Here is a 16,779-nt window from a genome sequence, read left to right on the forward strand (position 1 = left end):
GGGGACACTGGACACACCGACAGTCAGCTCAACGGTGGCTCCCACGGGATCATTCCCCGTCCGCCGAATCAGTTTCCGGAGTGGTCGCGCTCCTCCAGACCGGCCCAGCCACGCGGGCTCTCGGACTCCCGGCTGTCGCGACCGTCGATGATCGACTTGTCGACCGCGGTGTCCTCGTGCTCGACGGCGAAGTCGTCGTCCGCGCCGCTGTCGGCCGGGTCCGTGTCGCCGGGCGCACGACCGAGCGGCTCACGCGTTCCCACGCGTCACTCCAGCCCCGCGCCGTCCCGCAGCCGGTGCGGGTCGACCTCGCGGCCCGGGTGGCGGACCAGGTACTCGGTCTCGAGCTCGGCCGTCCGCCGCAGGTGGTTGGCCAACGCCGGGTCGGAACCGTGCCGGAGCGTGTCGAGCCGCGTGCGGTGCAGGCTGTGCAGCTCGCGGATCAGGTCGTCGTCCGACAGTTCACTCGGGTCGACACCCACATCCTCAACAGATTCGGTCATGGTTCGATACTGCCCATTTCCGGCGCGAGGTAACCAAGATTCGCTCCCACTACGACGCGCTGTCGGAGGTCCCAGCGGGCGCCGGTACCCTCGTTGGACATGAGGCGTCTGGTCACCCCACCGATGCTCGCGAAGCATGTGCTGGCGATCGTGCTGATCGGCGGCTTCCTCGCGCTGGGCTGGTGGCAGGTCTCCCGGGCGTCCGCGGGCAACACCCTGAGCTGGGCGTACGCGTTCGAGTGGCCGGTGTTCGCGGGCTTCGTCGGTTTCCTCTGGTACCGGGAGATCCGCGAGGCGCTCGGCTTCCCGGCCGTCCGGCGGGCCGCGAACGGCCCCGAGGCCTCCGCGGGCACCGAGGCTTCGTCGGCTTCGGCGACTTCCGAGCCGGTGCCTACCCCCGTGCTGCCGCCGGTGCTCGGCACCCGGGCGCCCAAGATCGGTTCTGGCTTCCGCCGGCCGGTGCTGGTGCCGCGCCAGCCGGTCGCCGCGCCGGCGCCCGCCGGGCCCGACCCGGAGCTGGACGAGTACAACGACTACCTCGCGTGGCTCAACGCCAACCCGGGCGCCAAGGCGTCCGCCTATCCGGGCCGCCGCCGCGGTCCTGGTTGACCAGGAAGGATCCCCCCGCATCATGCGCGCAGCCCTCACCCGGTACCGGATCATCGCGTACGTCGTCGGCGTCGTGCTCGTCGTCCTCATGGCGATCGGCATGCCGCTGAAGTACCTCGGCGACAACTCGACGGTGGTCGAGACCGTCGGCCCGGCGCACGGCTTCCTCTACATGATCTACCTGATCGCCGTGTTCGACCTCGGCCGCCGCGCGCAGTGGCCGATCGGCCGCATGCTGCTGGTGATGTTGGCGGGCACGATCCCGTTCGTGTCGTTCTATGCCGAGCGCAAGGTCGCGCACTGGTTCCGCACCACGACCGAGCCCGCGGAGCCGGTGGCCGTCACCTCTTGAGCGCCGCGCACAGCGCGCGCCACGCTTCCGGGGGAAAACGCAACACCGGTCCACCGAGGTTCCCCCGAACGAGCACGACGTCGGCCGTAACCGCCACGTCGACACATTGGTTTGATTCGCAGTGACTGCTGCGACGCCAGACAAGAGTCACGCCCATCAATACAATCTCGCACAGCACCGTGACGCTTGCGAAGAGTGACCGCCGCGATGAGCGCGCTCACTCACGGTGATTCCATTTTCATCTCGCGTGATCTTCATTCCAATGGGATAAAAATCGCAGCATCTGAGCGCTCCGGCTTCCAATGTGGACGCTCGACCGCTAAGTTCCTATCCTGGCGCGGCCCTCTGTGGCAATCCCGCATGCCGCGCTTTTTTGTGCCCCAGAGAAGCCCGAGCCTGCGGAGATTTTGATGTCCGGAAGCAACACTGCCATGCCCGTTTTCCGTCGCAGCTCACGCTGCGAAGCGACCAACTGCGTCGAGGTCGCTACCGTCAGTGAGGGCGCGATCTTGCGCAACTCCACCACGCCCGACACGCGACTGGCCTTCGACGCCGCCTCGTGGCGTGGCTTCATCGCCGGTGTGGCGGCCGGCGAGTTCGACCTGCGCTGAATTTTCCTCGAATCGGCACGCCGGCCGTTCGAGCCGGCGTGCCGCACATATACAAAGTGGATGGCCCTTCGTCTATCGACGGGTGTAAGCTTGGCTTAATGCAACCTGGCTAATCGCAATGTGCCAGATGGCCCACATCTCCACACCGGAGGCGGAGGCGTGACGACCGTCCAAGGGCCCACTGCCGGCCGGCGCCGACTGCGCACGGCCCTGCGGGCTGCTCGGGAACAAGCCAAGCTGACTCAGGAACACGTTGCCGAAGCGATGGACTGGTCGCTGAGCAAGCTGATTCGCATCGAGACCGGTCGCGTCAGTGTGTCGACCAACGACGTCCGTGCGCTGCTCCACCTCTACCGCATCGACGGCACGGCCGAGGCCGAAGAGCTCATCGTGCTCGCGCGGCTTGCCAGGCAGAAGCCCTGGTGGCAAGACGCCCGCTCGGCGATCCCGGCGCACTACGCGCAATACATCGGCCTCGAGGCCGAGGCGTCCGCCATGAGCTGCTTCCAGTCGAGCGTGATGCCGGGCCTGGCCCAGACGCCCGACTACGCGCGCGCGGTGATCACCCACCGCACCCCGGGCCAGGTCCGCCCCGAAGAGGTCGACGCCCGCATCGAGGTCCGCATGCGCCGGAAGTCCGAGATCCTCGGCCGCGACGACCCGCCGCAGTTCGACATCATCCTCGACGAGGCCGTGCTGCGCCGCGTGATCGGCGGCACCCGGGTCCACCGCGAGCAACTCGAACACCTGGTCTCCTTGGCGTCGGCGCCCAACGTCACCATCCAGATAGTCCCGTTCTCCGCCGGAGCCACCACGTCGGCAGGCTCCTTCGTGATTTTGGGCTTCCCGGACGAAGCCGACGGCGACGTGGTCTATCTGGAAAGCGCGCTGCTGGAAAACTTCCTGGAGCGCCCGATGGAAACGGCACCCTACCACGAAGAGTTCGCCTGGCTCCGCTCCGGCGCGTTGAGCGAGATCGACTCGATCGCCTTCATCGAAAAGGTAGCGGGCGACCTCTAGCTGTTGCGGTGATCCGCGATTCTTGACTGATGACGTCGGATTCGCCGACCAGTCCGGTCATCGCCGGCCGTCGTTTACGCGCTCTGCTGCGCACCGCACGCGAGGTCAATGTCACCACGCAGGCCGAGGCGGTGCGCCAACTCGGCTGGTCGCTGTCGAAACTCATGCGGATCGAATCCGGTGGGGTGTCGGTCAGCGCGGCCGATGTTGCCACTCTGGCGGCCCTCTATCGCGTCGGGCCGGAGATGGAAGCCCAACTCGCGGAGCTGTCCGCGGCCGCGCGCGGACGGGGCTGGTGGTCGGACCTCCTTCGCAGGCACGAGTTCGGCACCAATTACCGCACCTATGTGGGCCTGGAGTGGGGAGCTTCCAGCGTCAGCTCATATCAGATGATCTTGGTTCCGGGCATCTTCCAGACGCCGAGCTACATCGAGCACATCCTCTACGGCGATCTGCCTACCGGTTCGTCGCAGCACCGAAGGAACGCGAGCTCGGTCCGGCGAACCCGGCAGGAAGAGATCCTCAACCGAGCCTCGCCACCGCAAATCTTCGCGCTGCTCGACGAGTCCATCGTCCACCGCCCGTCGGCGATCACCAGACGATGTGCGAGCAGCTTCGTTGGCTCGTCGAGCTGACACGACGCCCCAACATCGAGATCAGAGTTCGCCCCTTCGCTGCCGGGGTCCCGCATTATCTGACCTCCTTCACGCTGCTTGGCTTCGAGCAGGACCCGGGCGTTCTCTACGCGGAGAACGTTCAGAGCGACATGCTCAGTGAAGTCGCCGAGGAGGTCGCGCGGGCACGGACAGCATTCGAGCGCATGTGGACCGAGGCATTGCCGAACACGCAGACGCGCGCGCTGCTCCGCCGGGCGGCCGACGCCTACGCGTCCGGCAGGGGCTCAGGTCTTGTCGATGGCGCTCGACAATGAGCGGCTCCGACCTCGTCGACCGTGGCCGTTGTGCAAGCGCAGAGCTTGGGAACCGGCGTTGGTCTCGACGGTCAGCGCCTCCTCGAGCCGGTCCCACGACTCGGTCGGCAGCACCGCCCACCACAGCCTCGCGAACCCCCGCACCTGCGACTGGGCCGCCGGGAAGCCCCCGGCCGCTCCCGCGAGCAGCACCAGGTTGACAGTGTAGAGAGCAGCACGGTCGATGACGTCGAAGACCGTGGGACGGTAGTCCGACGGCACCTCCCCGGAGCGGGCGCCGGCGACCAGGTGACGCGCTGACTCTACGATCTGCTGCCGAAAGGGCTCATCGCGGGCCAGCAGCAACTGCCGAGCGAACTCGAGGGCCGGGCGACGTTCGACGAGCGGCTGGTGTGACAGCAACGCCCGCAGCATGCCGTCGTCCGGCTTGGGGTGGGACGAGGGGTCTGCGCGGTGAATCGCATGCTGGCGCGCGTATCCCTCCAGCAGCCGGATCGCGCGGTCCGCGAGCAGGAACTCGCCGAAGGTGGCATGCAGGAACTCGTAACTCTGTCGGCCCGGACCGCTTCCCTCATCGGCGTGCGAGACGTGCACGAAGAAGAAGTTGCCCATCGTCTGCCGGGCCCGGCCCAGCCGCGCGCCGAAACCCCGCTGGCTGTGCGGCTCGCCCGCGCCGAGAAGGGCTTCGAGATCGCGGTCGAGATCTTCTTCCGCCGCGTACTGCCGACCCCGGTTGAACATGGCGTACGCGGCGATGCTGAGCGCCCAACGTTCGGTGGCTATGAGCGCCGGCACGTCCTCCGGCGCCGGCGGCCGCTCCGGCTTCTCGATGACCTGCCGGCGGATGAAGCTCTCCAGCAGGCGTTGGTATAGCGCAGCCGTCGACAGGTCGCCCGCGTCCAGGCGTTCGGCGGCGGGATCGGCGGCGTAAATCGCCAACATCGTGAGCAGCAGCGGTTGCCGGGCCAACGTTCCATGATGGAGGACCTCGTCGACCGTCAACGGCCGGAAGCCGTCCGCTGCGGCGTTCACCGCATTCCACGCCGACAGCCAGGACCCGAGCTGGGCGTTGTCGAAATCTTCCAGCTTGACCAGCAGGCAACCCGGCGGGATGCGGGCGCGGTCGACGACCAGCGTGCGCGAGGTGACGACGACGGCGACCGGGCGGCCGAGGTCGTACTCATGCTCCTGGAAGGCCTTGACCTCCGTCAGGTAGCTCGACTGGGCGGCACCGGTCGCCTGCATCAGCTCGTCGAACCCGTCCAGGAGGACCACCCGCACCGCGTCGCGGCCCTCGTCGGCGATGCGCGCCCAGGAGACCTGCTCGTGCAGCAGATCTTGCAGCGCCGTCTCGATCTGCGCGTGCACCGAGTCGTCCGCGTTGACCCGCCGCAGCTGCACCGGCACGACGGTGAACGACTCCGACGGCAGGCGGGCGGCGAGAACCGAGGTCAGCATGGACTTCCCGGCGCCCGGATGGCCGAGCACGACCAAGGGCGCTCGGACCGACTGCGGGTGCGCCAGAAAGGCGGCGAGGAACTCGTCGAGCCTGTCGTGCACCGGCTGGTCGGTCCACCAGGCTTCCTGCGACGCCCTGGCGCCAGGACCGGACAGGGCGGTGCGGAAGCGCGGGGTGACAAAGCCTTCGCTCACGGTCGGCAGGGACAGACCCGACGGCACGCTCCCCGTCCGCAGAAGCGGCTTGTGGAGGGCCGCGGCGTTCACCCGGGCCAGGCGCGACCGGTAGAGGTCGACCTCGGGTCGCCCTCGGGTGTTCGCCGACGCGAGCAGGTCGTGCAGCTTTCCCATCGCCTCCGACTGGCCGGCGAGGATCTCGGCCATCGCCTGGTTGAGGGTGTTGAGGCGGTCGCGGGTCGCGGCGTGTTCGCCGATGGAGGCCCAGACGAAGAACTCCGGCACATCGGCCGCCATCTGCGTGTAGCGCTCCCGATAGAGGCTGATGGCGAGGTCGCTCACCTCCGCGCGCAGAGCACCGGCGTCGACGTCGAGCTCCCGCCAGGCGCGCAGACCCTCGAAGAACGCCACCGCCTTGTTGGCCAGAGCCGTGAAGCGGGGCGCCAACTCCTCGACCAGGTTCTCCTGGAAGCCCCGGGTAGGACCGGGCATCGGCATGTCGGCTGCCAACAGGGCGGCCGTCCACTCCTGCTGCTTCACCAGATGTCCCGGGGCGGAGGCGAGCTGTAGCTTCTCCTCCTCCGTGACCTCCAGCCGCGCGAAGCTCGGGCCGACCCGCTGTGCGATCGCATCGAAGATGGCCGACAGCGCGACGGTCGTGTGCGCTGCCGCGATCAGCTCCAAGCGGTCGCGGCCACCGGCGCTGCCGAGCCGCTCCGTGGCCCGCCCGAGGCCGTCACGCAGCGCGCCGGTCAGCTCTTGCTTGGCGTCGACCAGCGCCAGCACCGGCGGGAACACCACGGCGCCCAGCAGCAGTCCCGCATCGGCGAGCCGGTCGAGGAGGCGGAGGATGCGGTGTTGGCGGCCGTGGATGATCTGGAGTGCACCCGCGTAGGTGAGCGGTGAGGAGTCCCGCATGCACGCAGGGTACTCAAGACAACCAATAAAGAAAGGTCGCCGGCGAACCCTAGGGAGTTCGCCGGCGACCCGCGCCCGCCCGCCGTGCGAGCGCTCTATTCGGGAAAGTCGTTTACCACGGGTAGACGTTGACCAGGGGCGGTGAGGCCATGCCGCCCATGCGGTAGACCTCCTGGGCGCGGAGCAGGGCTCTGGTTACCTGGCCGTATTCGCGCTCTTCGTCTGAGCTGAACAGCAGCACCGTCATGCCGCGGTAGTCGCCCCAGAGCTCGTAGGCCCGCGGGCGCATCCGGTGGCGGAAGGAGACCAGGGCGATCGGCACGAACGCCGCCGCGCCCAGCAGGAGGAACACCGTCGGGCTCAGGGTCGCGCCGCTGAAGCTCATGGCGATGCCGACGCTGCCCAGGACCGCGCCGGTGACCAGGACCGACCGCATGGTGAGGCGGTCGTGCGGGCCGCGCGCGGTGCGCAGGTTGGACAGGTCGCGCACCGGGAACCGCCGGCCGGCCACCACGAAGGCCTCGCTCGTGACGAGGATGCCGGGCTGCCGGTAGAGCGGTGTCGGCGGTGGGCTGGCCGAGGTGATGGGTTGCGGGCGGGTTGCGTTCACGGGGTGCCTCCAGCAGCTCCGTGGTGCGGGCTGTGCTGTGACGTGCCGTTCCCGATCGGCCCTCCAGAGAAGCGAAGGCAGGTCGCGTTGATCCGCGGAGAGCCCGCCCGATGAGCGGCGGAAAAGCTCTACTGCCATTGTGCGAAACGCAAGCTAGTTGAGGGAAGTGCCGCAATCGGCCACCTGGCACTTCGGGATGCCGCTGGCGGCGGTGTAGCCGGGTATTTACCCAGGTTGGGCGCGGTATGCACCGTCACTCCCGTGGGTGGGACCCGAAAATTGCGACAAAGCGGCCGCCGTGCCCGCGGGACACGGCGGCCGCCGGATGGATCCTCAGAGCTGTTCGAAGCAGGGCTTGTCGAGAGTGAACGCCTTCGCGGTCGGACCCTCGAAGAGCGGGCGGACCGGGGTGACGCCGGTCGGCGCCGCCGCGTCCACCTTGGAGATCTGCGTCTGGCGGAACGTCCCTGACGCGCCTCCGGCGTAGTTGCCGGCACCCGTCGGCAGCATGCCCTCGTAGTCGACCGAGTTGAGCTGCTTGACGGCGGCCAGCACGCCCGCCCGGGTCAGGTCACCGTTGGCGTTCGCCTTCTCCAGGGCGGCCTTCATCGGGTACGACCAGACCCAGCCGGACGTGTAGCCGTCGGAGGGCGTCTTGCCCGGCAGCGCGTCCCGCATGGCCTTGTGGCCCGGCGAGTCGGTGCCCCACGAACCCCACGGCCCGCTCTGCTCGTAGAGCGCGGTCAGCGCCGGACCGGCCGGGCTCTGCAGCAGGGCCGGGTTCCAGGTCGGGCTCGTACCGATGAAGCGGCCCTTGAAGCCCCGGGCCGCCGCACCGCCGATGACCGCGGCCGCGTCGGCCGGGCCCGTCGTCAGGATCACGACGTCGGGCTGCTGCGAAAGGATCGCCCCGATCGCGCCGGCCTGCTTGTCGGTGCCGCTGTCGGTCTTCACGTTGGCGAACTCGAAGCCGAGCTTCTCCGACGCGAGCTTGGCGCCGGCCGCCGCGTCGTCGCCGTAGTCACCGGCCAGGTGCACGGCCATGACCTTCTTCGGCTGGTAAACCTCGTTGGCGTAGTCGAGCGCGTTCATCGACTCGATGCAGTAGTTGGCACCGGACTCGATGATCACGTCTTCGAACGCGTACGCCGAGGTCCACGCGGCCGGCGAACCGACCACGTTGTTCGACTTCATGTCGGGCAGGATGGCCGCGGTGGTCGGCGACCCCAGGGTCTGCGCCAGCGCCAGGATGTTCGGCTTGATCTCCTGGTACACCTGGTTGGTCACCTGCGGGTTGTATTTGTTGTCGCGGATGTATTTGGTGACGTCGACCTCGTAGTCGCCGATGCCGCCGTTCGTGTTGACGCGCTTCCAGAACGCCTTCTGCGCGTCGGTGATCGGGACCGCCAGCGCCCGGAACGGGCCCTCGGTCAGGTCCGACAGGATGCCGAGGTAGATGCAGCCCTTGTCTTTGTTGACGGCTTCGGGGCAAGGCTCGGACGTCACACCGACGTCGGTTTTGATGCCGGACTCCTCGGTCTCCGCATCGCTGCCACGGCAGCCGCCGAGGGCGACCGCGAGGAGGACGACCACGGCACCGGATGCCAGTCGCTTCATGCGCACCTCTTAGTAGGAGAAGGGCCAGGACTTCCAGTAGTTGCGCGCACGGACCCACAGGCCGAAGAGCCCGCGCGGTTCGAAAATCAGGAACACGATGATCAGGACGCCGTAGAGGATCGACTCGACCTGGAGCACGTTGGGCACCTCGTTGGCGTCCGTGCTGATGAACGGGAGAAACGCCTGCAGCTCGCGGATGATCCGGGGCAGCAGGGTGATGAAGAACGCCCCCGCGATCGCACCGGAGATGGTGCCGGCACCGCCGATCAACACCATCGCGATGTACTGGACCGACAGCAGCAGGCTGAACGACGTCGGCTCGATGTAGCCCGTCACCGTGAACAGCAGCGCGCCCGCGCAGCCGGCGTAGAAGGACGAGACCGCGAACGCGATCGTCTTGTAGCGGGCCAGGTTGACGCCGATCACGCCGGCCGCGATGTCGCGGTCGCGGATCGCCGTGAACGCCCGGCCGACCCGCGACCGGGCCAGGTTGCGTGCCGCCAGCGCGAACACCAGCAGCAGCGCGGCCATCAGCCAGAACAGCTTCTGGTCGCGGGTGACCGAGGCGCTGGTGGTGAACAGCGAATAGCCGAAGATCTCCAACGTGGGTGCGGGCCGGCCCACGCCGACGCCGCCGGTGACGCTGGCCCACTCGTTGAAGACGTGCTGGCCGATGAAGACCAGGCCCAGCGTGACGATCGCCAGGTAGAGGCCGCGCAGCCGGGTGGCCAGCGGTGCCACGATGACGCCGAACAGCCCGGCGACCAGGCCCGCGGCGGGCAGCCAGACGAGGATGTTGGTGACGCCGTAGCCGACGGTGCGGCCGTCGGGGTCACCGCTGATCACCGACGCCGTGTACGCGCCGATGCCGAGGAAGAAGGCGTGCCCGAGGGAGACCTGGCCGGCGTACCCGGTCACGAGGCCCAGCCCGATCGCGCCGATCGCGGCGATGCAGCAGGTCGCGAGCAGTTGCAGCTCGGCGTCGGCCAGCAGGAAGGGCAGGAGCGCGGTCACCGCGAGCAGCACGCCGAACGCCACCTTGCGGGTGGTCGTCGGGAACAGGCTCATCTCGCTGGGGTACGAGGTGAACAGCAGCGGCCGGCCGCGCGGAGCCTTGGTGGCGACGGTCATACGCGCTCGACCTCCCGCGTGCCGAAGAGCCCGTAGGGGCGGACGAGCAGGACCAGCAGCATGAGCACGTACGGCGTGATCACCGAGACGTTGCCACCGAGCCACGGCAGGTCGTTCTGGTACGTGGCGACCAGCTCCTGCGCGACGCCGACCGCCAGCCCGCCGAGCACGGCGCCGGGCAGCGAGTCCAGCCCGCCGAGGATGATCACCGGAAGCGCGACGAGCGCGGTGAGCCAGAGGTTGCCGTCGAAGCTGACGCCCGCGGTCGCGAACGTGCCGCCCACCGCCGCCAGCGCGCCGGCCAGCGCCCAGCTCAGGGCGAACACCGCGCCGACCGAGACCCCTTGGGCCAGCGCCGCTTCCTGGTCGTCGGCGGCGGCGCGCATGGCCAGGCCCATCCGGGTGAACCGGAAGAACGCGAACAGCGCGGCGACCAGCAGTGCCGTGGCCAGGAAGGCGGCGACGTGCCGCTGCTGCACCTGGAGCGAGCCGAGCTGCCAGCTGTCGAGGCCCCAGGGGTCGTGCACGTTGCGCACGTCGAGGCCGATGAAGATGTTGACCACCACGCGGATGGCGACGTCGACGCCGAGCGTGATGATCGCGACGACGAACGCCGGGCGGCCGACCATCGGGCGCACCGCGCCGCGCTCGATGCCCAACGCCAGCACGGCGGTCAGCAGCGCGGCCACCGGCAGGGCGACCCAGAACCCGAGCGGGCCGGCCAGGTGGCTGACCAGCACGACACCGGCGAGCATCAGGGCGGGCTGGGCGAAGCTGATCACCCGGGTCGCCTTGTAGATGATGACGAAACCGAGCGCCAGCAACGCGTAGACGCTGCCGACGCCCAGCCCCCGGACTATCCCCTCGAGCAGAGCAATCATGTCTTGACTCGGGCGGTGTAGAGGTCCTCGACCAGGTCGCCGAACAGGTCGGCTACCGCCGAGCGGCGGACCTTCTGGGTCGCGGTCAGCTCGCCGTCCTCGTGGTCGAGCTCCTTGGGCAGCATGCGGAACTCGCGCACCTGCTCGACCGGCGCGTGCCGGCGGTTGACGTCGTCGACCACCGACTGCACCAGCGCGCGTACCTCCGGCTTGTCGGACAGGTCGCGATAGGTGGTGTAGCCGATCCCCCGACGCTGCGCCCACTCGCCGACGGTGTCCCACTCGATGCCGATCAGCGCGCCGAGGAACGGCCGGCGGTCGCCGACCAGGATCGCCTCTTTGACGTACGGCGAGGCCTTGAGCGCGTTCTCGATCTCGCTCGGTGCGATGTTCTTGCCGCCCGACGTGATCATGATGTCCTTGGCGCGGTCCGTGATCCGCAGATGGTCGGGGCCGTCCCACTCCCCCACGTCGCCGGTGCGCAGCCAGCCGTCCGCGGTCTTCGCCCGCGCGGTGGCCGCCGGGTCGTTGAAGTAGCCGACGAACACGCCGGCGTGCCGGAGCTCGATCTCGCCGGTGGCCGGGTCCAGGCGCAGCTCCACGTCTTCCTCGGGCTCGCCGACCGTGCCGAGGCGGACCCGCCTGGGCCGGTTGCCGGTCGCGATCGCCGAGCTCTCGGTCATGCCGTAGACCTCGTACATCGGCACGCCGATGCCCATGAAGAAGCGCAGCACGTCGGGTGCGATCGGGGCGGCGCCCGAGGCCGCGAACCGGACCCGGCCGATGCCGACGCGTTCGCGCAGGGCCCGATAGAAGAAGAGCCAGCCGACCGCGTACGCCAGCCGGGTCCCCGTGGTGTGCACCCCGCCGGTGCGCACGAGCGTGGCGCCGATCCGGTCGGCCACCCGCAGCCAGAGCCGGGCGTTGAGCCGCTTGAGCGGCGACGCGTTGGCCAGCTTGATCTGCACCGTGGCCAGCATCTTCTCCCAGATCCGGGGAACACCGAACAGGATCGTCGGCTGCACCTCGCGCAGGTTGGCCTGCACGGTGGCGATCGACTCGGCGAAGTTGACCTGGATGCCGGCGCCGGCGTTGAACCAGATCGTGAAGATCCGCTCGGCGACGTGGCACAGCGGAAGGTAGGAGACCGACAGGTCGCCCGGCCCCGGCGGTGAGCCGGCGAAACCCCGGCCCCGGCTGATCGTGCGCACCGCGAAGTCCACATTGGCCACCGAGAGCATCGCGCCCTTCGGCGGGCCGGTGGTGCCCGAGGTGTAGATCAGCGTGGCGATGTCGTCGGGGGTCGCGGTGGCCATCAGGTCGGCGACGGCGTCGGCGTGCGCGGACCGGTGCTCGCGCCCGAGCGCCAGCAGGTCGTCCCAGGCGAGCAGGGCCGGGTGGTCGTAGCGGTGGCGGATGCCGCGGGGCTCCAGGTAGACCACCCGCTCCAGGTCGGGGCAGTCACCGATCACCTCGAGCGCCTTGTCGACCTGCTCCTGGTCCTCGGCGACCAGCACCTTGGCGCCGGAGTGGGACAGCAGGTAGCCGACCTCGGGCGCCGGGTTCGTCGGATAGAGGCCGACCGTCATCGCCCGCACCGCGACCGTGGCCACGTCGGTGAACAGCCACTCGGGCCGGTTGTCGGCGTGCACCGCGACCCGGTCGCCGGGCTCGACGCCGAGGGCGAGCAGGCCGTGCGCCACGGTCAGGGCTTGGTCCCAGTAGTCGGACCACGAGTACTGCCGCCAGATGCCGTGGTGTTTCTCGCGCATCGCGACGCCGTGCGGCGTCGCCGCCGCCCGGTCGCGGATCCGGGACGCGATCGTGGTCACCGTGTCGGTGCGGGCCGGCGCCAGCGTCATGCCCGTTCCACCTCCCCCAGATAGGCGCGGATCACGTCGGGGTCGTGCTGGATCTCGGCGGGGATGCCGGTGGCGACCGGGCGGCCGAAGTCGACCACCATCACCCGGTCGGCGAGGTCCATCACCAGGCCCATGTCGTGCTCGACCAGCACGATCGGGATGTCCAGCTCGTCGCGGATGTCGAGGATGTAGCGGGCCATGTCCTCGGTCTCCTCGACGTTCATGCCGCCGACCGGCTCGTCGAGGAGGAGCAGCTTGGGCTCCATGGCGAGGGCGCGACCGAGCTCGACGCGCTTCTGGACGCCGTAGGGCAGCAGGCCGACCGGCAGCCGCCGCCACTGTTCGAGCTCGAGGAAGTCGATGATGTCCTCGACCTTGGCGCGGGCGGCGACCTCGGCCCGGCGGGCGCGACCCAGCCAGGCCAGGGCGGCCAGCGTCCCGTACCCGATGTGGTGGTGCCGGCCCAGCATCAGGTTGTCGAGGACGGTGAGGTTCGCGAAGAGCTCGACGTTCTGGAAAGTGCGCGCCATGCCGCGGGCGGCGATCTGGTGCGGCCGGCGACCGATCAGGTCGGCGCCGTCGAAGACCACCCGGCCGTGCTGCGGGCGGTAGACACCCGAGAGCACGTTGAAGATCGAGGTCTTGCCGGCGCCGTTGGGCCCGATGATGGCGAACAGCTCGCGGGCGCCAACGGTGAAGCTGATCCCGTCGATCGCCTTGACCCCGGCGAAGCTCAACCGGACGTCGTCGAAGACCAGGATCTCCTCGCTCATGACAACCACCGCTTGCGCCTCTTGTAGTGCTTGACGTCGCGGAAGGAGCGGCGGGCGGCGCCCGTGTCGGCGGCGCCGAGGCCCAGGTAGAACTCGCGCACGTCGTCGTCGGCGAGCAGGCGGTCGGCCGGCTTGTCGAGCACCACCTTGCCGGTCTCCAGCACGTAGCCGTGGCTGGCGATGCTCAGGGCCATCGCCGCGTTCTGCTCGACCAGCAGCACGGCCGTGCCCAGGCGGTTGATCTCGACGATGATCTCGCGGACCTGGTCGACCAGGCGCGGCGCGAGCCCGAGGCTCGGCTCGTCGAGCAACAGGTAGCGCGGCTCGGCCATCAGCGCCCGCCCCATCGCGAGCATCTGCTGCTCACCCCCGGACAGGTAGCCGGCCGTCTTCCGGCGCCGCTCCTTGAGCACCGGGAACAGGCCGTAGACGTGGTCGAGCCGGTCGCCGACCGCGCCCGCGTTGGTGTGGCCGCCGACGCGGAGGTTGTCCTCCACGCTGAGCTCGGCGAAGATCCGGCGCCCTTCCATCACCTGGCTGACGCCCCGCCGCACGATGGCGGCCGGCCGCAGGCCGTGGACCTGTTGGTCGTCGAGGGTGACCGAGCCCTTCGTGACGGCGCCGTCGTGCACGTCGAGCAGCCCGGTCAGGGCCCGCAGCAAGGTCGTCTTGCCCGCGCCGTTGGCACCGAGCAGGGCGACGATGGCGCCGCTCGGCAGGTCGAGGGAGACACCGCGCAGCACAAGCATCACGTCGTCGTAGACGACCTCTAGATTTCTGACTCGCAGCACGGCGGGCGCCCCGCTTATGTGGTCAGTGTGGCGTGGATCACAAGGTGGACACATTTAACTACGTGGTCACCACCCGGGGCTAGGGCCGCTTCGCGGATTTTGCACTGCCACTGAAGTTTCTTTGCGGGTCACCTGTGAGGTGTCCCGCATTCGGCGCGGACCATTCAGCCGAATAGGCGCAGTTCGCCCGCGCTGGGGTTGTGCTGGTGGGGCACGGGGTTACGGTGGGTCGGTCGGTGTGGTCCTCAGCCATCCCCCCGGGTGGCACCGCGCCGGTGCCGCCGAATCGCCGGCCCGCGCCGCGCCCGTCCCCCGGGCGCCACGACGACCCGGGCCAGGTAGGCGAATCGGGGACCCAACCGAGCACTGGGGTGAATCCGCGCGGTTCGCGCGGTAGGGCGTCCTTCTCGTCCGAATCCGTCAGCTAACCCGGTAGGCGGCCGCGGGAGAAGGGTCTGCCTTTGTCGTCAGCACGGATGTCGCTGCGTGCGCTCGTGCTGGTCGCGATGGCGGTCGTCGTCGCTGTGCCTGCTGGCGCCGCGTCGGCCGAACCGTCGGCCAGCGAGCTCACCACCAAAATCAACAAGTCGTCTGCCGAGCTGGAGAAGGTCGTCGAGGCCTACAACAAGCTCAACGAGGAAACCAAGGCGACGAAGACCCAGGCGGGCAAGGTGGCCTACCGCCTCGCCCCGCTGCAGAAGAAGCTCGACGAGGCCCAGGCCGATGTCGGTGACATCGCCGTGGCGGCCTACCAGTCGGGCCGGTTGGGCACCGCGACAGCGCTGCTGGGCGACAGTGACGGGCTGTTGTCGCGGATGGCGGCGCTGGACTCGTTGGCCCGGGAACGCCAGACCTCGATCGACACGTTCCAGGAGACCCGCGAGCAGCTGACCGCCGACCAGCAACGGCTGGCCACGGTGCGGGCCCAGCAGGACGCGCAGGCCAAGGAGCTGCAGGCCCGCAAGAAGAAGATCCAGGCCGACCTGGACAAGCTGTACGACCTGCGCAAGCAGGCCTACGGCTCGTCGACGTCGGGCGGGTCCGCCTACACCGGCAAGATTCCGTCGGTGTCCGGCAAGGCCGGCGTCGCGGTCCGGTACGCGTACAACGCCATCGGCACCCCGTATGTCTGGGCGGCCGAGGGACCCGACGGTTACGACTGTTCGGGGTTGACGCTGGCCGCCTGGAAGGCGGCGGGCAAGTCGCTGCCACACAACGCGGCGATGCAGTGGGACACGGTCGCCCACATCTCCCGAAGTCAGCTGGCCGCCGGAGACCTGGTCTTCTATTCAGGCCTGGGCCACGTGGCTCTGTATGTCGGTGGTGGTCAGGTCATCCACGCTCCCACGTTCGGCGAGTCGGTGAAGCTGGCGTCGGTCGACATGATGACGCCCTACGGCTACGGCCGGGTGCGCTGACCCGGTACACGAACCCGACGTGTTCCGGCACCCGCCAAGCGTGCCGGAACACGTCGGTCGCCTTAGACCGACGCCGGGACCGGGGTGTCAGCCCAGGTAAGCGCCGTGCGGGTCACGTAGGACCACCAGCCGATGTGCCGGCCGTAGCGGGCGCGTAGGTCGGCCGGGCTCGGTGCCGGGGTGCCGTAGAGCTGCTCGGCGGCCAGGCGGAACTGGCGCATCTCCAGCGGGACCTCGTCGGCCCGACCCAGGCCGCGCAGGAGTAGCGCCTCGGCCGTGAAGGTGCCGACGCCGGGCAGGGCCAGCAGGGCCGTGCGGGCGGCGCAGTAGGGCGCGGACCGCAGCCATCCCTCGCCGAGCTGAGCGACGCCGGCGGCCACCTCGCGGACGCGGCTGGCCCGCTGCGGGTTGCCCGTGTAGGCCAGCAGGCGGTCCTCCGGCAGGGCGGCGACCACCTCCAACGCGGGGAACGCCCGGTAGACCACGTCGTCGACGACCAGGGACGGGCCGAGGTCGGCCGCCATGCGTCGGCGCCGGGCGCCGGCGAACCACTGGGTGCTGCGCTGGGTGAGGGTGAAGTAGACGGTCGCCTCGGCCAGCGAGGGGAAGCGGACCTGGTGCAGCCCGCGGGCGACTCGCAGCAGCGGCGCCATCGCCGGGTCGGCGTCGGCCACGGCGTGGAAGCCACGCAGGTCGTCGCGGAGACCGAGCCAATCGGAGACGGTGCGCTCCACAGCGGCGGCCTCGCCCGACGACAGCCGCGACGAAGCGAAGACCGCCAAGCGCACGCCGCCGGAAGAGGCTTCCCCGACCTCGGCCACCACGGCCGCCCCCGCGGCGGCCTTGGTGACGTCGGGATGGGCGAACGCGCGGCGCACGACGCCGTCGGCGACGCGATGGTCGCCCGCCATCGGCGTGAACCCCTCGAGGGCCCGGACGCTGAGCGCGAACTCGTAAGGCTGGGCGGCCGGCAGGACCGCCCGATGAACCACGGTAGGTGTCATGGGACCAACCTCCCGCATGGGTACGACACTTTCCAGGCGGGCCGACCCAGCACACACCAACAGTGATCGACCCCACGAGGCCACGAAAACGGCCGGCGTCCCCGAGGGGAACA

General features: G+C 69.4%; 17 protein-coding genes, 1 pseudogene and 1 riboswitch. Of the genes and pseudogenes, 6 read left to right on the forward strand and 12 right to left on the reverse strand.

The features are described from left to right. Positions 1-68 precede the first annotated feature (68 nt). Positions 69-263 carry a hypothetical protein gene (locus CHC05_RS34720; RefSeq protein WP_089254864.1) on the reverse strand — a complete coding sequence of 65 codons (195 nt, stop codon included), beginning with the start codon at positions 261-263 and terminating at the stop codon, positions 69-71. A 3-nt stretch (positions 264-266) separates the two neighbouring features. Then, entirely contained in the window at positions 267-503 is a 237-nt protein-coding gene (locus CHC05_RS34725; protein ID WP_089254865.1) for a DUF6158 family protein, read from the reverse strand. Between the two features lie 99 nt (positions 504-602). Here CHC05_RS34725 and CHC05_RS34730 point away from each other — a divergent pair, with 99 nt between their 5' ends. Next, positions 603-1,112 (forward strand): hypothetical protein, encoded by a 510-nt coding sequence (locus CHC05_RS34730; RefSeq protein WP_089254866.1) that lies wholly within the window; start codon positions 603-605, stop codon positions 1,110-1,112. Between the two features lie 22 nt (positions 1,113-1,134). Continuing rightward, positions 1,135-1,464: a DUF3817 domain-containing protein gene (locus CHC05_RS34735; protein WP_089254867.1), complete on the forward strand. Its 330-nt coding sequence runs from the start codon at positions 1,135-1,137 to the stop codon at positions 1,462-1,464. Here the strand turns inward: CHC05_RS34735 and CHC05_RS34740 are convergent. Beyond that, positions 1,454-1,621 (reverse strand): DUF397 domain-containing protein, encoded by a 168-nt coding sequence (locus tag CHC05_RS34740; RefSeq protein WP_245871371.1) that lies wholly within the window; start codon positions 1,619-1,621, stop codon positions 1,454-1,456. The genes CHC05_RS34735 and CHC05_RS34740 overlap by 11 nt on opposite strands. A gap of 274 nt (positions 1,622-1,895) precedes the next feature. On the opposite strand from CHC05_RS34740, the gene CHC05_RS34745 reads away from it, so the two are divergent. From CHC05_RS34745 to CHC05_RS34755, 3 genes and pseudogenes are all read left to right on the forward strand, one after another. Beyond that, the gene (locus CHC05_RS34745) at positions 1,896-2,075 is read left to right on the forward strand and encodes a DUF397 domain-containing protein (protein WP_089254869.1); all 180 of its coding nucleotides are present in this window, start codon (positions 1,896-1,898) and stop codon (positions 2,073-2,075) included. A gap of 159 nt (positions 2,076-2,234) precedes the next feature. Beyond that, on the forward strand, positions 2,235-3,095 hold the full coding sequence (locus CHC05_RS34750; RefSeq protein ID WP_179266502.1) for a helix-turn-helix domain-containing protein: 861 nt from the start codon (positions 2,235-2,237) through the stop codon (positions 3,093-3,095). A 29-nt stretch (positions 3,096-3,124) separates the two neighbouring features. Then, positions 3,125-4,026, forward strand: a pseudogene (locus CHC05_RS34755) (helix-turn-helix domain-containing protein). On the opposite strand, the gene CHC05_RS34765 reads toward CHC05_RS34755, so the two are convergent. From CHC05_RS34765 to CHC05_RS34800, 8 genes are all read right to left on the reverse strand, one after another. After that, positions 3,997-6,579: an NACHT domain-containing protein gene (locus CHC05_RS34765; RefSeq protein WP_089254873.1), complete on the reverse strand. Its 2,583-nt coding sequence runs from the start codon at positions 6,577-6,579 to the stop codon at positions 3,997-3,999. The pseudogene CHC05_RS34755 and the gene CHC05_RS34765 sit on opposite strands and share 30 nt — an antisense overlap. 112 nt (positions 6,580-6,691) lie before the next feature. Then, positions 6,692-7,189, reverse strand: a complete 498-nt coding sequence (locus CHC05_RS34770; protein ID WP_089254874.1) for a DUF6232 family protein — start codon at positions 7,187-7,189, stop codon at positions 6,692-6,694. A 333-nt stretch (positions 7,190-7,522) separates the two neighbouring features. Next, on the reverse strand, positions 7,523-8,806 hold the full coding sequence (locus CHC05_RS34775; RefSeq protein WP_089254875.1) for an ABC transporter substrate-binding protein: 1,284 nt from the start codon (positions 8,804-8,806) through the stop codon (positions 7,523-7,525). A gap of 9 nt (positions 8,807-8,815) precedes the next feature. Beyond that, a complete protein-coding gene (locus CHC05_RS34780; RefSeq protein ID WP_089254876.1) occupies positions 8,816-9,937 on the reverse strand; it encodes a branched-chain amino acid ABC transporter permease in 1,122 nt (373 codons plus the stop codon). Beyond that, positions 9,934-10,818, reverse strand: a complete 885-nt coding sequence (locus tag CHC05_RS34785) for a branched-chain amino acid ABC transporter permease (protein ID WP_089254877.1) — start codon at positions 10,816-10,818, stop codon at positions 9,934-9,936. The genes CHC05_RS34780 and CHC05_RS34785 overlap by 4 nt, the downstream gene beginning before the upstream one ends. Then, positions 10,815-12,680, reverse strand: coding sequence for an AMP-dependent synthetase/ligase (locus CHC05_RS34790; RefSeq protein WP_089254878.1), 1,866 nt, complete (start codon positions 12,678-12,680; stop codon positions 10,815-10,817). The genes CHC05_RS34785 and CHC05_RS34790 overlap by 4 nt, the downstream gene beginning before the upstream one ends. Then, positions 12,677-13,453, reverse strand: a complete 777-nt coding sequence (locus CHC05_RS34795) for an ABC transporter ATP-binding protein (RefSeq protein WP_089254879.1) — start codon at positions 13,451-13,453, stop codon at positions 12,677-12,679. The genes CHC05_RS34790 and CHC05_RS34795 overlap by 4 nt, the downstream gene beginning before the upstream one ends. Next, positions 13,450-14,298, reverse strand: coding sequence for an ABC transporter ATP-binding protein (locus CHC05_RS34800; protein WP_089254880.1), 849 nt, complete (start codon positions 14,296-14,298; stop codon positions 13,450-13,452). Before CHC05_RS34800 ends, CHC05_RS34795 begins: the two co-directional genes overlap by 4 nt. 268 nt (positions 14,299-14,566) lie before the next feature. Then, a riboswitch (cyclic di-AMP (ydaO/yuaA leader) is annotated at positions 14,567-14,698 on the forward strand. 7 nt (positions 14,699-14,705) lie between these two features. Here CHC05_RS34800 and CHC05_RS34805 point away from each other — a divergent pair. Further along, positions 14,706-15,662, forward strand: coding sequence for a C40 family peptidase (locus CHC05_RS34805; protein WP_089254881.1), 957 nt, complete (start codon positions 14,706-14,708; stop codon positions 15,660-15,662). Positions 15,663-15,724: 62 nt separating this feature from the next. On the opposite strand, the gene CHC05_RS34810 is transcribed toward CHC05_RS34805, so the two are convergent. Beyond that, on the reverse strand, positions 15,725-16,666 hold the full coding sequence (locus CHC05_RS34810) for a DNA-3-methyladenine glycosylase family protein (protein WP_144022902.1): 942 nt from the start codon (positions 16,664-16,666) through the stop codon (positions 15,725-15,727). Positions 16,667-16,779: the final 113 nt, after the last annotated feature.

It is taken from the genome of Asanoa hainanensis (assembly GCF_900188485.1).
Lineage (GTDB): Bacteria > Actinomycetota > Actinomycetes > Mycobacteriales > Micromonosporaceae > Asanoa > Asanoa hainanensis.